At 45.2% G+C, this 21,506-nt stretch carries 20 protein-coding genes; 16 read left to right on the forward strand and 4 right to left on the reverse strand.

All coding sequences use genetic code 11. The annotated features are described in order from the left end of the window. The first annotated feature begins 34 nt into the window (after positions 1–34). The 5 genes from F7Y48_RS01610 to rplY all read left to right on the forward strand — a co-directional run bounded on the left by F7Y48_RS01610 (position 35) and on the right by rplY (position 4,945). Positions 35–1,786 (forward strand): DEAD/DEAH box helicase, encoded by a 1,752-nt coding sequence (locus tag F7Y48_RS01610; protein WP_012841929.1) that lies wholly within the window; start codon positions 35–37, stop codon positions 1,784–1,786. A gap of 95 nt (positions 1,787–1,881) precedes the next feature. After that, the gene (locus F7Y48_RS01615) at positions 1,882–2,307 is read left to right on the forward strand and encodes a PepSY domain-containing protein (RefSeq protein ID WP_012841930.1); all 426 of its coding nucleotides are present in this window, start codon (positions 1,882–1,884) and stop codon (positions 2,305–2,307) included. 76 nt (positions 2,308–2,383) lie between these two features. Beyond that, entirely contained in the window at positions 2,384–3,043 is a 660-nt protein-coding gene (locus F7Y48_RS01620) for a response regulator transcription factor (RefSeq protein ID WP_005378073.1), read from the forward strand. After that, on the forward strand, positions 3,033–4,382 hold the full coding sequence (locus tag F7Y48_RS01625; RefSeq protein ID WP_031780334.1) for an ATP-binding protein: 1,350 nt from the start codon (positions 3,033–3,035) through the stop codon (positions 4,380–4,382). The genes F7Y48_RS01620 and F7Y48_RS01625 overlap by 11 nt, the downstream gene beginning before the upstream one ends. Positions 4,383–4,666: 284 nt before the next feature. After that, a complete protein-coding gene (gene rplY, locus F7Y48_RS01630; RefSeq protein WP_005393245.1) occupies positions 4,667–4,945 on the forward strand; it encodes a 50S ribosomal protein L25 in 279 nt (92 codons plus the stop codon). 147 nt (positions 4,946–5,092) lie between these two features. Here the strand turns inward: rplY and F7Y48_RS01635 are convergent, their stop codons facing one another. Then, complete coding sequence (locus tag F7Y48_RS01635) at positions 5,093–5,608, reverse strand: GNAT family N-acetyltransferase (protein ID WP_031780335.1); 516 nt, start codon at positions 5,606–5,608, stop codon at positions 5,093–5,095. Between the two features lie 748 nt (positions 5,609–6,356). Here F7Y48_RS01635 and ushA point away from each other — a divergent pair. Beyond that, positions 6,357–8,045: a bifunctional UDP-sugar hydrolase/5'-nucleotidase UshA gene (gene ushA / locus F7Y48_RS01640; RefSeq protein ID WP_041852973.1), complete on the forward strand. Its 1,689-nt coding sequence runs from the start codon at positions 6,357–6,359 to the stop codon at positions 8,043–8,045. 414 nt (positions 8,046–8,459) lie between these two features. Further along, positions 8,460–8,681: a hypothetical protein gene (locus tag F7Y48_RS01645; protein ID WP_005393249.1), complete on the forward strand. Its 222-nt coding sequence runs from the start codon at positions 8,460–8,462 to the stop codon at positions 8,679–8,681. A 98-nt stretch (positions 8,682–8,779) separates the two neighbouring features. Here F7Y48_RS01645 and F7Y48_RS01650 read toward each other — a convergent pair whose 3' ends face one another. After that, positions 8,780–9,028, reverse strand: a complete 249-nt coding sequence (locus F7Y48_RS01650) for a DUF1289 domain-containing protein (RefSeq protein WP_258508012.1) — start codon at positions 9,026–9,028, stop codon at positions 8,780–8,782. Between the two features lie 210 nt (positions 9,029–9,238). Here F7Y48_RS01650 and F7Y48_RS01655 point away from each other — a divergent pair, with 210 nt between their 5' ends. The 9 genes from F7Y48_RS01655 (at position 9,239) to F7Y48_RS01695 (ending at position 19,566) form a co-directional block, all read left to right on the forward strand. Further along, the gene (locus tag F7Y48_RS01655; protein WP_005393252.1) at positions 9,239–9,685 is read left to right on the forward strand and encodes an META domain-containing protein; all 447 of its coding nucleotides are present in this window, start codon (positions 9,239–9,241) and stop codon (positions 9,683–9,685) included. A 465-nt stretch (positions 9,686–10,150) separates the two neighbouring features. Continuing rightward, positions 10,151–11,311 carry an ABC transporter substrate-binding protein gene (locus tag F7Y48_RS01660; RefSeq protein ID WP_316679971.1) on the forward strand — a complete coding sequence of 387 codons (1,161 nt, stop codon included), beginning with the start codon at positions 10,151–10,153 and terminating at the stop codon, positions 11,309–11,311. A 9-nt stretch (positions 11,312–11,320) separates the two neighbouring features. After that, positions 11,321–13,030, forward strand: a complete 1,710-nt coding sequence (locus tag F7Y48_RS01665; protein WP_316679972.1) for an ABC transporter permease — start codon at positions 11,321–11,323, stop codon at positions 13,028–13,030. Continuing rightward, positions 12,996–13,643 carry an ATP-binding cassette domain-containing protein gene (locus F7Y48_RS01670; RefSeq protein ID WP_243327166.1) on the forward strand — a complete coding sequence of 216 codons (648 nt, stop codon included), beginning with the start codon at positions 12,996–12,998 and terminating at the stop codon, positions 13,641–13,643. Before F7Y48_RS01665 ends, F7Y48_RS01670 begins: the two co-directional genes overlap by 35 nt. Beyond that, positions 13,636–14,247 (forward strand): CDP-alcohol phosphatidyltransferase family protein, encoded by a 612-nt coding sequence (locus F7Y48_RS01675; RefSeq protein WP_226421800.1) that lies wholly within the window; start codon positions 13,636–13,638, stop codon positions 14,245–14,247. The genes F7Y48_RS01670 and F7Y48_RS01675 overlap by 8 nt, the downstream gene beginning before the upstream one ends. A 124-nt stretch (positions 14,248–14,371) precedes the next feature. Continuing rightward, complete coding sequence (locus F7Y48_RS01680; protein WP_316679975.1) at positions 14,372–14,851, forward strand: glycine zipper 2TM domain-containing protein; 480 nt, start codon at positions 14,372–14,374, stop codon at positions 14,849–14,851. Positions 14,852–15,063: 212 nt separating this feature from the next. After that, positions 15,064–16,593 (forward strand): nitric oxide reductase transcriptional regulator NorR, encoded by a 1,530-nt coding sequence (gene norR / locus F7Y48_RS01685; protein WP_256936175.1) that lies wholly within the window; start codon positions 15,064–15,066, stop codon positions 16,591–16,593. 174 nt (positions 16,594–16,767) lie between these two features. Then, positions 16,768–18,429, forward strand: coding sequence for a hydroxylamine reductase (gene hcp / locus F7Y48_RS01690; RefSeq protein WP_316679978.1), 1,662 nt, complete (start codon positions 16,768–16,770; stop codon positions 18,427–18,429). Between the two features lie 81 nt (positions 18,430–18,510). Continuing rightward, a complete protein-coding gene (locus tag F7Y48_RS01695; protein WP_025613148.1) occupies positions 18,511–19,566 on the forward strand; it encodes a hybrid-cluster NAD(P)-dependent oxidoreductase in 1,056 nt (351 codons plus the stop codon). A gap of 213 nt (positions 19,567–19,779) precedes the next feature. Here the strand turns inward: F7Y48_RS01695 and F7Y48_RS01700 are convergent, their stop codons facing one another. Both F7Y48_RS01700 and F7Y48_RS01705 read right to left on the reverse strand, forming a co-directional pair. Further along, positions 19,780–20,721 carry a class I SAM-dependent methyltransferase gene (locus F7Y48_RS01700; protein WP_182036712.1) on the reverse strand — a complete coding sequence of 314 codons (942 nt, stop codon included), beginning with the start codon at positions 20,719–20,721 and terminating at the stop codon, positions 19,780–19,782. A gap of 31 nt (positions 20,722–20,752) precedes the next feature. Next, positions 20,753–21,445, reverse strand: coding sequence for a TIGR01621 family pseudouridine synthase (locus F7Y48_RS01705; protein WP_316679986.1), 693 nt, complete (start codon positions 21,443–21,445; stop codon positions 20,753–20,755). Between the last annotated feature and the right edge of the window lie 61 nt (positions 21,446–21,506).

A 21,506-nucleotide genomic window follows, 5' to 3' on the forward strand; every position in this document is an offset into this window, starting at 1 on the left:
TCGTTCGAATAGTTGAGCAATTTCACATATTTTCATGTACACACTTCGCCCTTATCAAGCCGACTCGGTTAAAGCAGTCATTCACTACTTTCGTAAACACTCGACACCAGCAGTGATCGTACTGCCTACTGGTGCCGGAAAAAGCTTGGTGATCGCAGAGCTTGCTCGCCTTGCGAAAGGACGAGTGTTAGTCCTTGCCCACGTTAAAGAGCTGGTCGAGCAAAACCACGCGAAGTATGAAGGTTATGGTTTAAAAGGTTCCATCTTCTCAGCGGGATTAGGACGAAAAGAAACTGATCAGCAAGTCGTGTTTGCTTCAGTTCAATCGGTCGTACGTAACTTAGATTCGTTCAAAAACCAGTTTTCTCTGCTCGTTATTGATGAGTGCCATCGTGTGCCGGATGACAAAAACAGCAGCTACCAAAAAGTTATTACTCACTTACGAGAACTGAACCCAGGCATTAAGGTGCTGGGACTAACTGCAACGCCTTATCGTTTAGGAATGGGCTGGATTTATCAGTATCACACCCGAGGTCAAGTACGCACCGAAGAGCCGCGATTCTTCCGCGATTGTATTTTCGAACTGCCGATCCGTTACTTGCTCGACGAAAACTTCCTCACTCCGGCCCGCATGATGGACGCGCCCGTTTTGTCTTACGACTTCTCGCAACTGAAACCCGCAAACACCGGACGCTACAAAGAAGCAGAAATGGACATGGTGATCGATAAAGCCAAGCGCGCCACTCCGCAAATTGTTGAGCAAATCATGCAATATGCGAGAGAACGTCAAGGTGTCATGATCTTCGCCGCGACTGTCCGACACGCACAAGAGATCCACAGTTTACTGCCAGAAGGCGAAACTGAAATCGTCATTGGTGATACACCTACGCCGGAACGTGACGCGATCATCCAAGCGTTCAAGAATCGTCAAATAAAATATTTGGTCAATGTTTCGGTACTGACTACCGGGTTTGATGCGCCGCATGTCGATTTAATCGCGATTTTGCGACCAACAGAGTCAGTCAGTCTATACCAGCAGATTGTAGGGCGAGGATTACGCTTATCAGACGGAAAATCAGAATGTTTAGTGCTTGATTACGCAGGCAACAGCTACGATTTATACCAACCTGAAGTCGGTGATCCCAAACCAGACTCTGATAGTGAAATTATCACGATTCCCTGCCCGGCTTGCGGATTCAATAACAACTTCTGGGGTAAGTTGGATAGTAACGGTTTCTTGGTTGAACACTTTGGCAGACGTTGCCAGGGTTACTTTGAAGATGAAGACACAGGCGAGCGTGAACACTGTGGCTACCGTTTTCGTGCCAAATACTGTGGTGAATGTGGTGCCGACAACGATATTGCTGCGCGCATTTGTCATGAGTGTGACGCAACGCTTGTTGATCCAGATAAAAAATTAAAAGAAGCCCTTAATCTGAAGGATGCATTAATCTTTGAATGCACAGAAATGGACCTGTCAGTATTCAAGTCCAGTGATGGTAAATCTCAACTCAAGGTGACATATTCTGGCGAACCATACCAAGGCGAAGGCAATGCGTTAGTTCATGAGTTTTGGTCATTGAGTACCAAAAAACAAAAACAAACGTTTAAAGACCAATTTGTGCGCCCTCACTTGGCAGACAAGCATCGCCCTTTTGAAGAGGCTTCACCGACACGTGTTGTTGCCAATCAACATCGTTTCCGTTTACCTCAGTTTGTTATTGCAAGGAAATCCGGTCGCTTTTGGAAATTGCGAGACAAAATTTTTGAAGACGAGTTGAAATAACGTCTGCAACATATAGTAAAACTGAACTCGATGATTCACTCTCTGTTCATCTATATCCGATATACTGCGGCTAACGTTCTAGAAAAGGTTTGACTATGTATAAAGCAACGACTTCTCAACATTCTGCGTTACTTTTCGGCCTTATCACGACATTGATGTGTGCACCAAGTTTCGCCAAGCATGACGACTACTATGCATCACAAAATGGTCACGCCATCGTGCAAGATGTCGAAAAGCCTGGAACACGTATTGAATTCGATGAAGATCAAGATGAGGTCTATCGCGCGGTTCAACAAGGATATATACGACCATTTTCGGACCTTTACGCCGCAGTAGAAAACGACCTATACGGCCGCATCATCAAGGTCGAGCTTGAAGAAGATGATGATGCTTGGGTGTATGAATTGAAAATCCTGTACAACAATAGCGTCCTGAAAGTTGAGTATGACGCCGCCACGCTGGAAATGCTTGAGATCAAAGGTCGCAGCTTTAACAAAGCGTTAAAGCCACAAAACAACTAAACTGGTCTAATGCGTAATCCCGACTCAATGCGTAGCTTACGTCGATAACACTCCAAACATAATAAGAATCACCAATATGAAAATACTTGTCGTTGAAGATGACCCTCGTTTAGGCGAGCAAATCATCGAAACATTAGAAAGTACCGGCTGGGTACCAGAATTATCTCAAGATGGCATAGACGCTCTGTATCGCGCGACATCGGAAGAATGGGACGCTATTGTTCTTGATCTAGGACTGCCGAAATTGGATGGCCTCACCGTGCTAAAAGGCATTCGTGATGAAAACATCAATACCCCTGTCGTTATCCTGAGTGCTCGCGATACCCTAACGCAGAGAGTTGAAGGTCTAAACGCAGGTGCAGACGATTACCTAACTAAGCCGTTTGAAATGGTTGAGCTTATCGCTCGTATTCGCGCACAACTACGAAGAGCATCAGGTAACGCCTCTCCTGTGATGCAAATTGGCGACTTGAGCTTGGATACGCGCACTTCTAAAGTAATGTGGCAAGGGCAAGCAGTAAGCTTAACGGCACTGGAGTATAAAGTGGTCGCTTACTTTATGCATAACCCAGAAAAAGTAATTTCTCGCACCGAACTCGTCGAGCACATTTACAAACAAGACTTTGATCGTGACTCCAACACAATCGAAGTTTTTATCGGCCGAATTCGCAAAAAAATCGCGCCAAAGATCATCAAAACTGTCCGAGGGTTGGGATACCAATTAAATGCCGAATAAGAACAGGCTACCGTTGAACGCAATAAAACGACTGAGTATCAAAAGTCGCCTCGTTTTAGCGGCGATCGTTTGGTTGACGGCAATGATCCTCGCAGCTGGTGTGACGATACCGACCCAAGTGTACAACTATATGGTTGACGACACTCGCTCACAGCTGAGCATTTTTATGGATGAAATCGCCGCTCAGTTAGAAGTCGATGAGACTGGGCACCTCTCACTCGCTGCTCTGCTCTCAGATCCTCGATTTAACCGACCTTACAGTGGTTTATATTGGAGTGCCTCCACTGAGACGAGTCTCGAGCGTTCTCGTTCTTTGTGGGACAAAAAAATCGAATACAAAGGTCTGGATAACGATGCTTACGGCGCGAGAGGCGAAAGGCTGATTACCATCGAAAAAGCTCTGTACTTACCAGATTACGATGGGCCTATCCATATCATTATTGGTATTGACGAAGAGCCTATCAAAAGCACCCTGCAAACGCTAATCGGGCAACTCTGGCTTATTTTAGGCTTATTATTCGCAGGGGTTCTTGCCGTCATTTTGCTGCAAATTGCATGGTCATTGAGTCCGCTTACGAAGTTACAAAAAGAGTTGGCCGAGCTGAAGTCTGGTAACAAAAAGAGTCTAGAAGAAACCTATCCGAAAGAGATTTCTCCTCTTATCTTCGACCTCAACGCTCTGCTTTTCCATTATCAGGAGTTGTTAGAACGAGCTAGGAATCATGCAGGCAATCTCTCACATGCGCTAAAAACCCCACTTTCTGTCCTAAAAAATGAAGTACAGACGTTAGAACCTGATACGCAATCCCGTCTGCGTACTCCGATCAATCAAATACAAGATCATATCGATTACCATCTGGGCCGTGCCCGCATGGCGGGGTCTATGAATATTTTATCAGTGAAATCGAACCCAGCAGAGCGTGTGGATGCTATCTCAATGGCGTTTGATAAAGTGTATGCGAGCCGAGATATCTCCTTAATTAATGAACTTGATTCAGAGCTGAATGTAGCGGTAGAGCAGACCGATCTCGACGAAATGCTGGGCAACTTGCTTGAAAATGCCTATAAGTGGGCCAACAACATGATTCGTGTGCACTCCTCTCAGGATAAAGACAACATACACATCATCATTGAAGATGACGGACCAGGCATCCCTAAAGAGAAACTGAGTCAAGTAATCAAGAGAGGCGTTAGATTGGATGAAGCAACCCCTGGTTCAGGTCTTGGTCTAAATATAGTCAGTGAAATGGCACACAGTTACCGAGGTCAATTAACACTGGAAGCGAGCGCTTTAGGTGGCTTAAAAGCATCTTTAGTCTTACATCTCAGCCGAACATAAAGCATATAACGCATAAACTTTGTTCTTCGGACCATGATTAGTAAACCGATGAAAATGAAGCCGATGTGAACAAAATCCAAGCAAAGCGTTAAAAGGGATAGCCTTACACCTAGCCAAATCATACCTTTTTGTTGATTTGGATACGATTTGGGTTGCCCATTTATAAGTGGAATGATAGTATCCGCGCTCGCTTGAACAGTTCCTGTTTCAAGCTTTACCACGAACAACAAGGTCGCATTGTTGATTGTGAACATTTGATTTTTACTAATTTGAGAGTAAATACTATGAAATTCGAAGCAGTAGTACGTACTGAACTAGGTAAAGGTGCGAGCCGCCGCCTACGTCACGCTGGCAAATTCCCTGCAGTTGTATACGGCGGTGAAGAAGCAGCAGTAGCTATCGTTCTTAACCACGACGACATCGTAAACCAAATGGACAAGCCTGAATTCTACGAAGGCCTAGTTCTAGTTATCGATGGCAAAGAAGTTAAAGTTAAGCCACAAGACGTTCAACGTCACGCGTTCAAGCCAAAAGTTGAACACATGGACTTCATCCGTATCTAATTCCCTACCAAGGAATTAATCGGATTAAATCCAAACCTTTTGCATTAAAGATAATCGGACTTACCAACCGAGACATCTAAAAAATTTCAAAACCCCGGAGTCTTACCACCTCCGGGGTTTTACTATATGTGGCATATAACAATTGATTTACGAACGGGCAATGTACTTCACTAAAGTGAGATCCGTCAGCGTCATACGGTCAATGATTTCCGCCTCCTCCTCTCCAGTACGCACAAAACCACACTTCTTGTAAAAGTTAAGCCCCTGTTTATTGGTATCCAGTGCTTTCAAGCTTATCTGCATAACGGGCGTAGAGAGTAGACGCGTTTCTAGTTCATCTAACAATGCACTCCCTGCCCCTTGCCCATAATGCAAAGGAGAGACATAGCAACATGTTACCCACGCCGTTTTATCTTCACAGGTGTGGTTAGGTAGTTCGTAACTTAAAAAGCCGACGATTTCCCCTTGTCTCTCAACGACGATCAATTGGGCCAGTTGCTCAGTCATGACTCGCGTCCACATCCTTTCTCGGCGCTCAATCGTAAACTGATCGATGTAGCTCTGTGGCATTAACCCTTTGTATGCTACCTGCCACGAATCAACATGTATCTTGGCGATTTGAGTTGCTTCCTCTCTGACTGCGTTCCTTACTGTGTATCTCATTACTATCCTTTCTTAAAATTCGCCACTTACAAATTCTTTCAACCTTACTCTTTGAATCGAAGCTCAAAGCGAGCAGCCACAGATGCAACGCTTTACATTACTCCATTTCATTTTCATTAATTCAATGATAGTGCACATCGTAATATTCGAGAAAACGCCACGTTATTTACGTTTCACTTTCGCTCATTAGATTGAATCTATTTGTTTTAACATCCGGGTATCGAAAGCGGGATAAACACGGTAAGGTATCGAATAAGAATAAATAAACGATATCTAAGGCATAAGATTTCTAAACGGTCGCAATTATAGTAAAGAGAGAAATACCATTTCTGGTTGTATTAAACAGAGTAAGCCAAGATCAAACGAGTTTGGGTTTTACAGTGATCATTTTATATACAAAACATTTCCCTCATCATCAGAGCGAAAATTTATAACGATTTGTGTCATAGCTGCTAAGAAAAACATGAACTTGGCAAAATAATCACCAAAATCAGCGCTATACTTCGCAAAAATGCGCATTGATTCACACAAACCACATTCATTCAATTGTCCACTTCACAAAATAACCTCCTCCCTCTAATTTCAATATACTAAAAACTATTTCTGTTTAATTGGAGACGTAGTTTGCAGGCTTATTAATTCATGTCTCCGATAGAAGTATAAATAAGAGATAGATCACTAAAGTTTCACATTAATTCCGTATATTTCACGCCGTAACAATAACAAAATCACAAAGAAAGGATCCCTTATGAAGTTTTCCAAATCTCTTTTGGTAATGGCAGTGGGCGCTGCGCTAGCAGGATGCGGCTCAGACAGCGATAATTCTCCAGTAACCTGCGAGACAGCAGATTCTTGTACTAAGTTCACCGTTCTCCACACTAACGATAACCACGGTCGCTTTTGGCATAACAGCGACGGCGAATATGGCATGGCTGCGCGTCACACTTTAATCGAATCTATTCGCGCAGAAGTCGAAGCAAAAGGCGGTGAAACCATTCTGCTATCTGGCGGTGATATTAATACCGGCGTACCAGAATCAGACATGCAAGATGCGGTTCCAGACTTCGTAGGGATGAACCTACTTGGTTACGATGCAATGGCTGTCGGTAACCACGAGTTTGATAACTCACTAGATATTCTCGACATGCAAGCTGAGCTAGCTGACTTCCCTATGCTGGCTGCGAATATCTATAAGAAAGATACCAATGAGCGTTACTTCGACCCTTACAAAGTATTTACTATCAACGGCCTTAAGATCGCTGTCATTGGTCTAACCACCCAGGACACGGCGAAGCTAGTCAATCCAGACAACGTATCAAACATCCACTTCGAAGACCCTCAAGTTGAAATCAAAAAAGTACTTAAGGAAATCGAAGAAAACGAAAAAGTAGACCTAGTATTTGCAACGACGCACATGGGTCACTACCAAGATGGTAATAATGGTAGTGAAGCACCAGGGGACGTGAAGCTCGCTCGCTCTCTTGAAGAGGGACAACTAGACGCTATCATCGGTGGTCACTCACAAAACCCAGTATGTATGGAGCCAGGTACCAATGAGTATGCTGATTTCAAACCTGGTGATGATTGCGCGCCAGACCAACAAAAGGGCACTTGGATTATGCAAGCGCATGAGTGGGGTAAATATGTGGGTCGTGCGGACTTCGAATATTACGACGGCAAGCTTCACTTAGCGAACTACGCACTGATTCCTGTAAACCTTTTGGACGACAACGATGAAGTGATCGGTGAACGCATTCAACAAGATGCGACGGTAAAAGCGTTACTACTGCCATACCAACAGCAAGGTCAAGAGTTATTAGATGAGAAGATTTCTAATACAACGGGTAAGTTAGAAGGTGATCGTAACGTAGTTCGCTCTCAACAAACTAACCTAGGTCATCTACTGGGCGAGGCATACCGTACTTACAAAACGGTAGGTGCTGACTTTGGTGTGATGAACTCTGGCGGTGTGCGTGATTCAATCCAAGATGGTGATATCACTTACCGTGATGTACTAACCGTTCAGCCATTTGGTAACTTCGTGACTAAAGCAACTATGACAGGTAAAGAAGTTAAAGAATACCTAGATGTGGTTGCGACGAAATCTGCAGGCTCTGGTGCTTACGCTCAACTAGATAACATCACTTTAGATGTAAATTGTGATGCTGGCTCAGTAACCATTACCGACATTAACAATAAAGGCTTCGATCTAGACGCAACGTACACATTCTCTGTAATCAGCTTCAGTGCTGCTGGTGGCGATAACTATCCAATCATAGATGTTCAATCTACCCAGCTAACCGATGCATACGTTTTACGTGAGTTCTTCGTAAATAACCCACAGATCTCTGCGGATAGCTACAACAAGAACTTAGAAAACATCAAGTACTTCAGTAACGGTCAAGCTGTGAAAGGTTGCCCGGCAACTAATAGCTAAAAACACCTTACACTCTGACGTGAAGAGCTTTTAGAAGTTGTTCCGTCAGAGCCTCCCTAAAAACCGAAGCGTGACGCTTCGGTTTTTTTATTTTCGTTAAAGTGCTGAAAATTATCGCCCTTCATAAAGTGTTCAAATATTATTCATTTGTGTTGTTGACGCCCATGTGCTGGGCTTCTATGTTTGATAAGGTCTTTCGAAAATACAGATTCATCAACTAACTTTTCGCTATGAAGTTTCGTAGCTTAGTGGATGATTCTAGGAAAGATGTGAATGGCGTTACAAACACTGCTCTCAAACAATTTGTCTTTTTGACCTAAAACGAAGGTGATTCGCCGCCAAGCGTTCACCAATGAGCAGCGATCTGGACGTCAATATGTTCAAACTGCTGCCATCGAGTTCTGGAGGTCAAAAATGAAACGAGCCAGCAATAGCTACAGACTTCAAATGATCAAAGAAGTGGTTACCCGTAGAGAGCGCGAAGCTTGCACGGACCCTATGGCGAGATACATTCATCAACTGATGGATGAACGCCCTACTAGTAAATTAGATGTTGAATTCAATCATCGATTTTCAGGAAGCCACTTTGACGAACATGCTGGGGGATGGGTCAGTGACCGTTGGTCAATGAAGTAGCGCTAACTTAACGAGTTTGCCTTACACGCACCGCATAGTAAGAGCTAATAAAGTCCCGGCTCATCATTGATTATTGCCGAGCCGGGATAATTCGAAATTTAAAAGAGATCTTGCTGTGGTGATAATTCTTCTTGAGACTCTTCTGCCTTTCCCTTCCCTGCAAATACCTTTCTTCTATAGCGCTGACGGCATAGCTTAATTACATGCAACTGTTGAGCAGGGGTATAAGTGAGCCAGTTAAATCGCTCTTCTCTTTTACGCATACATCCTTTGCAATACCCTTTCTCGTCAACACTACAAATACCAACGCAAGGGTTTGGGACGGTAAAAAACTCTAGTTGCTCCATGCTCTAACCGTTTTTTGCTCGCTGTGCTGTAATGATATTATAACGACTTCAATATACGCTCCCAACAGTGCTATACATCTTGCACCTTGAAGCCGTTTGAGTATATAAACTGGACTCTGTCACAGTAATACGAAACTATTACCTTATGCTGACAAAAACAGTGTTTTATTACCTATACTTACCACGTTTTCTAAAAACGGAGTCTATAAAATGAAGCTTAGCCTAAAAACGTTAGTTACAGCAATCTCTCTTCCTGTTCTTATGACTGCATGTGCTAGCAACGGTGACAATGTGAAAGAAATTACGGCTCAAGATTTACAGCACCATAATTGGGAGCTGGTTCAGATTGATGGTAAAAACATCGAACTAAAAGAACGTCAGCAAGCGCCTCGCTTAGAAATCGGAGAAAATCTGACTGCAAATGGTAACGCGGGGTGTAACAACTTCTTTGGTCAAGCTGAACTAAAAAACAATCAACTACGCATCGAAAAAATGGGAATGACCATGAAGATGTGTATGGATGACCAAATGAAAATTGAGCAAGCGATGTCTGAAACTCTTACTGAATGGAGTGATATAACGCTAACCAAAGAAGGGCTAATGCTTAAAAATGACGATCACGAACTAACGTTTCAGTTGCGTGATTGGGTAAACTAAGTCCCATTTCATATTCTAAGAGCAGCCATAAAATGGCTGCTTTTTTATGCCTCCTAATCCATATCAAAGCAGGCAGAATGTCTGTTTCGCACGCTTCGGTTAGCAAAATCGTTTAAAACGACAAACTCTTTCCCTCTTTACGCCCTCAACGCGACGTCTACGACGCGGGTTCAGTCTTCCAAATCAACATATCGAAGTTGCTTGAGGACAATAATTTTCAATTACTTGAAAGAATATCGTCAAACAAGCGGTCCGCTCTTGTATACCTAAAACGACACCAGAATTGTCCTTTCTTCGTTTTGCTTCACATTGAGAATAATTCTTTGAATCAATGAGTGATTCCGTTTGGGATTGGCATTGATAATAGAGAGAGATGGATTACTATCCTTGTAACAAAGCGGAGCGACTTGTTTAGACGTCAATAACGCCGGAAACGAGAATAAAAAGACATAACACGGAATAGATATGAAAAAGCTACTCAGTACCGTCGGCATTTTAGCCACCACTTTCGCGACATCTTCTTTTGCCAACTCATCGGTTGCTAGTGAATGGCAAAAAATCGAACAACAAGCCGACGGACAATCCGTCTACTTTCATGCTTGGGGCGGAAGCCAAGAAATTAATCGCTACATCCAGTGGGCGAGTAGAGAGCTAAAATCGCGTTATAACGTGATGCTAAACCACGTTAAAGTCACCGATATTTCTGAGACCACCACTCGACTTATCGCAGAAAAAGCCGCAGGTAAAAACAGCGGTGGCAGTGTTGATATGGTTTGGATCAATGGCGAAAACTTCAAATCAATGAAGGATAACCAATTGCTGTTTGGTCCTTTTGTTGAAGGTTTGCCAAGCTGGCAATACGTCGATAAATCATTGCCAATTGATGTGGATTTTTCAGAGCCGACTGAAGGTCTGGAAGCACCTTGGGGTGTGGGGCAATTAGTGTTTATCCATGATGAGCAAACCCTGCATAACCCTCCTCGATCATTTGCTGAAATGCTGAGTTACGCAAAGGCGTTTCCAAATCGCCTAACTTACCCTCGCCCACCAGAGTTTCATGGCACAAGCTTTATTAAAGCATTACTCATTGAACTGTCTAACAACGCCCCTGCTCTGCAACAACCAGTTACCGATGACACGTTTGAACAAGTTACTCAACCGCTATGGGCTTATCTAGATGAGTTCCATAAAGTCGCTTGGCGCGGTGGTAAACAGTTTCCAGGCGGTACAGCAGAAACCCTTCAACTACTGGATGATGGTCAGACTGACCTGGCAATTACCTTTAACCCGAACGCGGTTTTCTCTGCGCAGTCGAGCGGTAATCTTGCAGACAGCACCAAAGCGTATGCGATGGACGCAGGTGCACTCTCAAACATTCACTTCTTAGCGATTCCTTGGAACGCAAATGCCAGTGCCGGTGCGCAAGTTGCGATAAACTTTTTATTGAGCCCTGAAGCACAATCTCGCAAAGGTAACCTTAACATCTGGGGCGATCCTTCAGTGCTAAGCAGCCAATACCTAACAGGTTCGGCTAAAAATACTCAACAATTCAAATCTATCGCTGAGCCGCATCCAAGCTGGCAATCTGCCTTAGAAAAAGAATGGTTGAAACGCTACGGAAATTAGTAAGAGCCCATGTTAAGAGCGCTATATTTAGTCATTATCGCAGTTTGTATTTTGCCTACCATTCCGGGACTACTCGGAGTGGTGGTCTCTGCGCTCGGCTATGTGCCTCCTATCGGCTTGCACCACTTTTCTTTAGATGGCTTTAACGCTGTTTTTGATTGGGAGGGTGTTTGGACATCCATCGGGCTTACTTTCTACTCCGCCATTTTCAGTAGCTACTTGGCTTGCTTGATCACATTTGCGATTTTGCAAGCATCGTGGGGCAGCAAGTTTTGGCGAAAAATTGAAGTAAGCCTCTCGCCACTTCTTGCCATGCCGCACGTAGCGTTTGCGATTGGCTTTGCGTTCTTGTTTGCCCCAACTGGTATGGGCGTTCGTGTTCTCAACCAACTGTTTGGTTACGATCCCAATGCGCAAACGGTGAATGACTTAGCATTGCTGATTAAAGATCCGCATGCACTCGGTTTGATCATCATGCTTGCGATTAAAGAAGTGCCGTTTTTATTGTTGATGAGTATTCCAATTCTTCAGCAATTGAAAGTCGATAAGATTGAAAAAGTCAGTCACTCAATGGGCTACAGTTCGGCGCAAGCGTGGTGGAAATGCGTGTTCCCACAGTGGATAGCAAAACTGCGCTTTCCAATGCTGGCGGTATTGGCTTACAGCTTGTCGGTTGTCGATGTTGCATTGATTATTGGCCCTACCAACCCACCAACGTTTGCGGTTTTGGTATGGCAGTGGTTTAACGACCCAGATTTATCACTTCTACCAAGAGCTGCCGCAGGCGCGGTAGTGTTGTTTGCGATCGCTAGCCTTTTGATTGGATTTGCACGCTTGATGGAATGGTGTATTACCAAAGGCTTCAAACGCTGGCAGTACTCTGGTCGAAACGGGTTTCGTTTACCCGGTAAGACCCTGTTTTCACTGATTGCGCTACTCGCACTTCTAATGATTCCACTCATGGTGGTATGGAGCTTTGCTCAACGATGGCGCTTTCCAGATTTAATACCGAGCCGCTATAGCCTGCGTTTTTGGGAATACGAATGGCACAGCATTCTTGGCACGCTGGAGCAGAGCATGCTGATTGCCGTTATCAGCGCGACCGTCGCTCTAGCTCTTGCCTTGTTCGCACATGAGTATCGCCTTCGTTATCGCTGGCAGGTGCCAGGTTACATCATCGCCATCCCAATGCTGATTCCTCAGCTATCGGTGCTATTCGGTATGCAAGTAGTGACGCTGTACTTAAACAGTAACGCGTATTTCTTTTGGGTATGCTGGGCGCATGTATTCTTCGCATTCCCATTTATTTACCTCTCGCTAGACGGACCGTGGCGCAGCTTCGATAACGGCTTAACTCGCGTCGCACTCAGCTTGGGTAAAACACCGATGCAAGCTTGGTTAAAAGTGAAACTGCCAATCCTCCTACCTGCGATTGCATTCGCATGGGCGGTTGGGATTAGCGTAAGTCTGGCGCAATACCTGCCGACATTGGTGCTAGGGGCGGGGCGCATTAGCACCATCACAACCGAAGCCGTTGCGCTATCCAGTGGTTTTGACCGACGTGTCACCGCGATTTACGCCATTTGGCAAGCTCTGCTGCCATTCTTGTTCTTCTCTTTTGCGATACTACTAAGCCGCTTACACGTGAAGTATCGCCGCTTGTCTATAAAAGGTTTACTACTGAATGAGTCTTTGTCTCGAAAACCTCGCCATCCGTAAAACCAATGGCGACACGCTTTTCTCAGCGTTCAACATGACCGTAGAGAAAGGTGAAATTGTTACTCTGATGGGACCAAGCGGTTGTGGTAAATCCACTTTGTTGGATGCCATTGCTGGACACCTCTCCGCCGAGTTCAACTACTCTGGCTCCATTACGCTTGATAACGAACAGTTGGATGCCCTCCCTGCACATAAGCGTCAGGTTGGTATTCTGTTCCAAGAAGATTTGCTCTTCCCTCACTTAACGGTGTGGGAGAATCTTGCATTCGCGCTACCAAACTCAATCAAAGGTGAGGAGCGTAAAGCACACGCCATGCAAGCACTGAAGAACATTGCATTGACCAAACTTGCCGAATCCTTCCCAGATCAAATCTCCGGAGGACAACGCGCCCGTATCTCATTGACTCGTATGCTGCTGGCAAAGCCGAAAGTTGCGCTACTTGATGAACCCTATAGCAAGTTGGATAAAGACCTGCGTGTACAATTTCGCAATTGGGTGGTCGAACAATTACAGCAAGCGAACATCCCTACTTTGATGGTAACGCACGATGAAGACGATATTCCCAATGGCAGCCGTTGTCTAAACTGGCCGTGGGAGACAAATCATGCTTGATAGCCTAAGTATAAAGCTCATCCGCAAACCGCTGGCACTCAGTGCGACATACCTCGACAAATGTGGTATCACCGCAAATCAAACGACAGTATTTGGCTTTGTGCTTGGCTGTTTTACCCTGCCGGCTTTGATCGCCGAACAATACTTGTTGGCGTTGCTGTTTATTTTGCTGAATAGAATCTGTGATGGATTAGACGGTGCACTGGCGAGGATTCAAGGCATTACTGATGCGGGCGGTTTTCTCGATATCAGCTTAGATTTTCTGTTCTATTCCCTGATTCCTTTTGGTTTTGTGTTAGCAAACCCAGAACAAAATGCCATTGCAGGGGCATTTTTGATTTTTTCCTTTGTCGGAACGGGAAGCAGCTTTTTGGCTTTTGCCATCATGGCAGGCAAACAAGGCATCGATAATCCAGTGTATAAACACAAATCTCTCTACTACATGAGCGGTTTAACCGAAGGTACTGAAACCATTGGTTGTTTGGTGCTATTTTGTTTGTTACCGCAACACTTTGCCGTCATTGCTTATATCTTTGGTGCAGCATGTTGGTTTACCACATTCACACGTATTTACTCTGGGTTTCATACGCTTAAAGGCCATTAAACCACTTAGAAGTTCACGTTTTCTTGAGAGAACAGCCGCTAAGTACCTGTTTTATATAACACTAAAGCATATATTAAATTGGGGTATATACTCTTTGGATGGAGAGAAATCATTCGGAGGCTATATGAAAAAATACGTCAAGCTAGGTATGCTGCTCATCATGTCTTGTATTGTTATGCTTAGCGGCTGTACATCACCTAACCCGTACGGAGATGCATACGGCTCTTCAGACACACGCAAAGTTCAGCAGGTTTACTACGGAACGATTGAAAAAGTTGAACCAGTAACCATTGATGCCTCTACCCAATCCAACGCCATAGGTACAATCGCTGGTGCCGCCGTGGGTGGTATATTAGGCTCAAAAGTCGGGGGCGGCTCTGGCTCGGATATCGCAGCTATTGGTGGTGGTCTGCTGGGTGGTTATGCCGGCAGTAAAGCCGCTGAAGCAACCGCGAAACGAAATGGTGTGAATCTGACTATTCGCTTAGAGGATGGACAAATAATCTCTGTCGTTCAAGAAGCAAACCCCAACATGATTTTTCAGCCAGGCCAAGCCGTTCAAATCAACATGTCTGGCAATGACGCAAGGGTTGTTCCTCGCTAATTTGAACGCGGTAACTCCTTTCCATTGGTCTGCTGTTTTAGTTCAAAGAGTTTAATCCGCGCAAGCGTACGTTGCTTACTCATCGGCTTGCGCGATTCTATTTGTGTCAAGTTTGATCGTCGTCAATGGAACATCAATCTCCCACACCTTTCGATGTTCAAATGACATCAAGTTGCTAGCATGAGCCCATTCCAGATAACTTTGGGCTTGTTATGACTCCGACTGTTGACCACGTACTCCTTAATATCGCGCTAAACCTCAGCTCTAATCGCTCTCACGAGCAGCAATATCAAAACCTCATTGATGGGGTCGCGCAAGTATTCCCATGTGATGCTAGTTGCCTGTTTATCTTCGATGAGGATGGGTTTCTGACTCCTGTCGCGGTAAAAGGCTTATCCAGCTCGGTCTTAGGTCGTCGCTATTTCCCCAAAGCACATCCACGCTTAGATGCCATTATTCATAGCCGCGCACCTGTGCGTTTCGATGCCGATTGTTCACTGCCGGATCCTTTTGACGGCACACTATTAACCGAAGACCAGTGCATTGATGTTCACGATTGCATGGGCTTTAGCTTGCATGTGGAAGGCCAACTTGTTGGCGCACTAACTATGGATGCCCTAACGGTGGGCGCGTTTGATGACATTGACCCTGTCGCTATCGAAACCTTGGCGGCTTTGACCGCTGCGACATTGCGTAACATTGCTCAATTAAAAGCGCTCAAAGCACAAAACCAAAAGCAGAAAAGCGTCACTCAAACCCTTATCCAACAAGCCCGTTCCCAACATGGCGAAATGGTAGGCTTGAGCCCGCAGATCAACCAGTTACGAAACAACATTGCGACCGTTGCTCAATCGGATTACGCGGTACTTATCACAGGAGAGACCGGTACTGGTAAAGAACTGGTCGCGCACTCGGTGCACGCGCAATCTCATCGTAGCGATAAGCCGATGATTTACGTCAACTGTGCGGCTTTACCAGAAGGTCTGGCAGAGAGTGAACTGTTTGGCCATGTCAAAGGCGCATTCACTGGAGCCAATAGCCACCGCGCCGGTAAGTTTGAACTGGCAGACGGCGGAACTATCTTCCTTGATGAAGTGGGCGAACTGCCTTTGATTTTACAGGCAAAATTACTGCGTGTGATTCAACAAGGCGAGCTGCAACGAGTAGGTAGCGATCAGCATTTGATGGTCAATGTGCGCATCATCGCCGCGACCAATCGACAGCTGGAAAAAGAAGTCGAAGCTGGCGCATTTCGAGCAGACCTTTTCCACCGTTTAAACGTATTCCCAATCCAAGTTCCCCCACTTCGTGCCCGTGACGGTGATATTCCCGTTTTAGCCGGATATCTGTTAGAAAAGGTACGCCAACAATTTAATGCGCCCAATCTGCACGTTCACCCTAAAGTGTTGACTCAACTGGAGTCTTTACCTTGGTACGGAAACGTACGCGAGCTCGAACACACTTTAACTCGCGCGGCTTTACACGCCATTCAACAAGGTGCGAGCACAATCATGCTTAACCATTTCGACACCTCACTGGCTCTCGACGATGTAAAAAACACATCGCATTATCTGCCTAAAGAAAGCCAGCCAATGCGAGAGCTAATAGAAAGCTATCAGCGTGATTTAATTGAACATGCTTTGAGCCAAACTGGTGGCGTTTGGGCAAAAGCAGCGGAGTTTTTACAAATGGATCGCGGGAACTTATATCGGATGGGTAAAAAGCTCGGGATCAATAAATAACCAACCACAAGAAGCCGATGTAATTAAGACATCAACTGCGTTGTCTTAATTACATCAACCACTCATTTAAAAACGATAAAATTAAATATAAATCAATAAGATAACAATTGGCACGCATTCTGCTCTCTAGTAGTCAACATCACGACTATTAAAACAATCACTGGAGAACCCAATATGTTCTGTATTCAATGTGAACAGACAATTCAAACCCCTGCTGTTAAAGGTTGTTCTTTTGCACAAGGCATGTGTGGCAAAACTTCTGAAGTATCAGACCTACAAGACGTGTTGGTTTACACACTGCAAGGGGTTTCTTTTTGGGCATCAAAAGCACTTGAATTCAATATCATTAACGATGAAATCAACCAATGGGCACCAAAAGCATTTTTCTCTACATTGACGAACGTAAACTTCGACCCTGAACGTGTCCTAGAGCTGACTTCTCAAGCTGCAACGTATAAAGCATTGCTAAAAGAGCAAGTGATGTCTGCAGCCACGCTCGCCGATACCGAAGTCGCTGACATTCCTGCTGTTGCTCACTTTGAGCTACCAAACAGCGCAGAAGCAATGTTAGCTTTTGCTCCTCAAGTTGCCGTTAACCGTGGTAAAGACCAAGTACATGAAGATGTTATTGGCCTGCGCCTACTTTGCCTATACGGCCTTAAAGGTGCAGCCGCGTACATGGAGCACGCACGTGTTCTTGAGCAAACCAACAACGATATCTATGCCGAATATCATGAAATCATGGCGTGGTTGGGCACAGACCCTGAAGATCTCGGCGAACTACTTGATTGCTCAATGCGCATTGGCCTGATGAACTATAGAGTGATGGAAATGCTCGACCAAGGTGAAACAACGACCTTCGGTCATCCAGAGCCAACAACGGTGAACGTCAAACCAGTAAAAGGCAAATGCATTCTTGTTTCTGGCCATGACTTGCATGACCTAGAAAAAATCCTGCAACAGACTGAAGGCAAAGGCATCAACGTTTACACCAACGGTGAAATGCTGCCTGCACACGGCTACCCTGAGCTGAAGAAATACCCTCATCTCGTCGGTAACTACGGCAGCGCATGGCAAAACCAGCAGAAAGAATTCGCAAACTTCCCTGGCGCAATCGTAATGACGTCAAACTGCTTGTTGAATCCAAATGTAGGCCAATACGCAGACCGTTTATTCACCCGTAGTATTGTTGGCTGGCCTGGTGTGGCTCACATCGAAGGCGATGATTTTAGCCAAGTGATTGAATGTGCTCTAGCGCAAAACGGTTTCCAACACGATGAAATCGAACACCACATCACGGTTGGTTTTGGTCGCAATGCACTGATGAACGCCGCCCCTGCGGTTATCGATCAAGTGAAGCAAGGCAACATCAAACACTTCTTCCTAGTCGGCGGTTGTGATGGTGATAAAGCGGAACGCAGCTACTACACCGATTTTACGGCTGAAGCGCCAGAAGATACGCTAATCCTGACCTTGGCGTGTGGTAAGTTCCGTTTCAACAAGAATACGTTCGGCGATATCAACGGCATTCCTCGCCTATTGGATGTGGGCCAATGTAACGATGCTTACTCTGCAATCCAGCTTGCACTTGCACTAGCGAAAGAGTTTGACTGTGACATCAATGAACTGCCACTCACGCTTGTGCTTTCTTGGTTCGAGCAAAAAGCGATCGTTATCTTGCTAACGCTATTTGCATTGGGCGTGAAAGGCATTTACACAGGCCCTACTGCACCAGCATTCCTAACGCCAAACCTAATCGCCATCATACAAGAGAAGTTCGATATGCGCAGTATTGGCAATGTTCAGGATGATCTAAAAGCCATCCTAGCAGCCTAATAAACTTGCTTGTTACGCGCCTCCTTACGCGGAGGCGCTATCTATTTCGAACCAAAAATAGCCACAACCAAAGAGATTGTTATGTTTTTTGAATGGCAAGGTAACCAACCCGTCACACTCCGTTGCATCGACAAATACTTCGAAACACACGACACCGTCAGCATAAAATTGGCCGAACTAACCGAATCACTTCTGTTTCAGTTTAAGCCTGGCCAGTTTATTAACTTGGGCGTCGAAATTGATGGAAAAATGGAGTTTCGTGCCTATTCAATCAGCTCTATCAATGAAGACGATCACCTTCAACTCACCATCAAACGAGTATCTGGCGGTAAAGTATCGAACTACATCGTTGACTCGCTGCTGCTCGGTGATACCGTTCAAGCATTACCACCAGCGGGCGAATTTAACTGCATTGACCACCCACCCGTTTTACGTGATGGCGAAACAAAAGCCTTGCTTATCAGTGCAGGTTGCGGCGTCACGCCCGTATTTTCGATGGCAAAACACTGGTTGAGTAATCAAGATGAAAACGACAACGATGTGGACATCGCATTTCTTCATATCGCACGCAGCCCAGAAGAGACGATTTACTACGATCAGCTAGAAACGTTCGACGCTGTGTATCCTAACTTCCATTTAAAGCTGTTGCTGAAAAACCGCGAAGGAACGTCACACCCACAAGGTCGTTTGAATGCCGACTGGCTTAAAGAGCTTGTTCCTGATTTCAAGCAACGCACCGTTTACCTGTGTGGTCCAAGCCAGTTTATGCAAGATGTTCACGGCTATTTGAATGACCTTGGTTTTGACATGACGAACTTCTACCAAGAGAGTTTTACGCCTGCGACTGGCGCAGAAACATCGGTCTCCGATGAAGTTGTTCGTGTTTCTGTTCCCGACTTTGCTCAAACCATCGATGCGCAAAAAGGTCAGGTACTGGCCGATGTGCTTGAAGGCGCAGGTTTACCATTAATCGTCGCTTGTCGTAGCGGCATTTGTGGCTCGTGCAAATGCAAGGTTCGTCAAGGCAACGTCTCTTCTACCAGCCTAGAAACACTAACGCCAGAAGAAATTGAACAAGGCTATGTGCTCGCCTGCTCATCAACCATCGAAGCGGATCTTGAAGTGCAGATCGGTTAATGCTGCTGGTATCGATCTTTTATTGTTTCCCGTCATTCCGACGAGCCTAGGCGAGATCAGGAATCTAATATCAGTTTGTTGGGAATAACTCACTCTGAGAATAGACTCTGAATCACACTCGTGTCTCGCTATTCAGATTGACGGGGTATCGCGGAAATGCCAGCCGTACTCAAACGGCTGGTATTATAGATAGGTACAACTTTCGTTTCGTCGTCATTGCTTCTCGCTAAATAACAACACTTTCAATGCAGCTTCGCTGTCTACGTCCATAAACTCTGGTGGGTTATCCAGACGCTCACGGAATGTCAACTCTGGCGCTTCTTCTTTCATGCTTTCAATCAAGAAGTCGCTTGTCACAGATGGCGAGTTCACACATGCCATCACTTGACCGCCGTCTGCCAACAAATCCGGCAATCGACGTAGAATCTTTTTGTAATCTTTCGTCAGCGCAAAGCTGCCTTTCTGGAATGAAGGCGGATCGATGATAATCAAGTCATACAGACCAGATTTCTTAATCTTACCCCACGATTTAAAGATATCGTGCCCCATAAAGCTTACCTGGTTGATGTTATGACCATTTAGCTTGTGGTTCTCACGACCTTTAGACAGCGACGCTTTTGCCATGTCGACGTTAACCACTTTATCTGCGCCACCCGCAATGGCAGCGACAGAAAAGCCACACGTGTAAGCAAACAAGTTGAGCACGTTTTTATGCTTCGCATTTTCCCGTACCCAATCACGACCGTAGCGCATGTCCAAAAACAGACCGAAGTTTTGGTTGCGGCCAATATCCAATTGGTATTTCAAACCGCTTTCTTCAACGACAGGGCGAGCGTCTAATTCACCGACAAGCACTTCTGAAGGCGCACCATCGGCATAACGATGCTGAAGAACCATAGTGCGACCTTGCTTATCTGCCCACAGTTGTGATTGTGCCACCGCATTGAGGCCGCTTTTCAGCTCAGCGAGAAACACGTCATCAACTTCTTTAAACAAGTTGATAATCAACTGACCTTGTAACCAATCACAGGTGATTTGCTCTAAACCCTCAAAACGACGGCCACGACCATGAAACAGTCGACGAATTTCATTCGGAGCTTGCGCGAGCTCGGTTTCTAGATGCTGAAAAAACAGCGGAAGTTGTGATGCTTGCATCGAGTTCTCTTATTAGTTTTCTTTGTGACGGTTATTTGATCGTAGGCCAGTTCAGTTCCCAAGGGGAAAGCCAAGTATCCAAACCCTGGGAGACGGTCTCACTGTGCCATTTTTTACCAAGCATTTTGTGTTCTCGTGGGTCGCAAACAAAGCGGTATTGCTCATCTCGGTATTGGAAGCAAAGTGAAAATGCATGCAGATAACCGCGATCAGCCTCATTGCCTGCATTGTAAATCGGGTCACCAACAATACCTGAGCCAACCGATTTTAATGCCACACGGATTTGATGCGTTTTACCAGTGTGCGGCTTACATAAAAATAGGCGTTCTCCGGGCTCTGCCGCAAGAGAGAAAAACTGGGTAACGGCTGGGTTATTTTTGTTGTTGACCAGCTTCCATGATGAACGGCGCGAACGCTCCATGTCACCAACGACCAAACCTTGTTTCTTTTTCGGCTTTTTAGAGCCAATCGCCAGATAGAACTTTTCCACTTGGCGGTCAGCGAAGGCTTGCGATAACGCACTGGCCGCTTTGGCATTGCGTCCGAGGAGCAGAATACCCGATGTCATTTTATCCAAGCGATGGATAAGATAAAGCTGCTCATCACCACTCTGCTTAGCCACTTCTTGCAGCAGCATTGTGTCGCCATCGTCTTTATGAACAGAGACGTTGGGATGCTTATTGATGATCAGAAAATCGGGATGGGTGTGTAGAATATCGAACATAAAAAACTGGCTCCACGTTTGGAGCCAGCAGTATACATAAGTTATCGGACAAAGCTATCGA

The sequence above is a fragment of the Vibrio sp. 2-1-2a genome (assembly GCF_032648565.1).
GTDB lineage: Bacteria > Pseudomonadota > Gammaproteobacteria > Enterobacterales > Vibrionaceae > Vibrio > Vibrio diabolicus.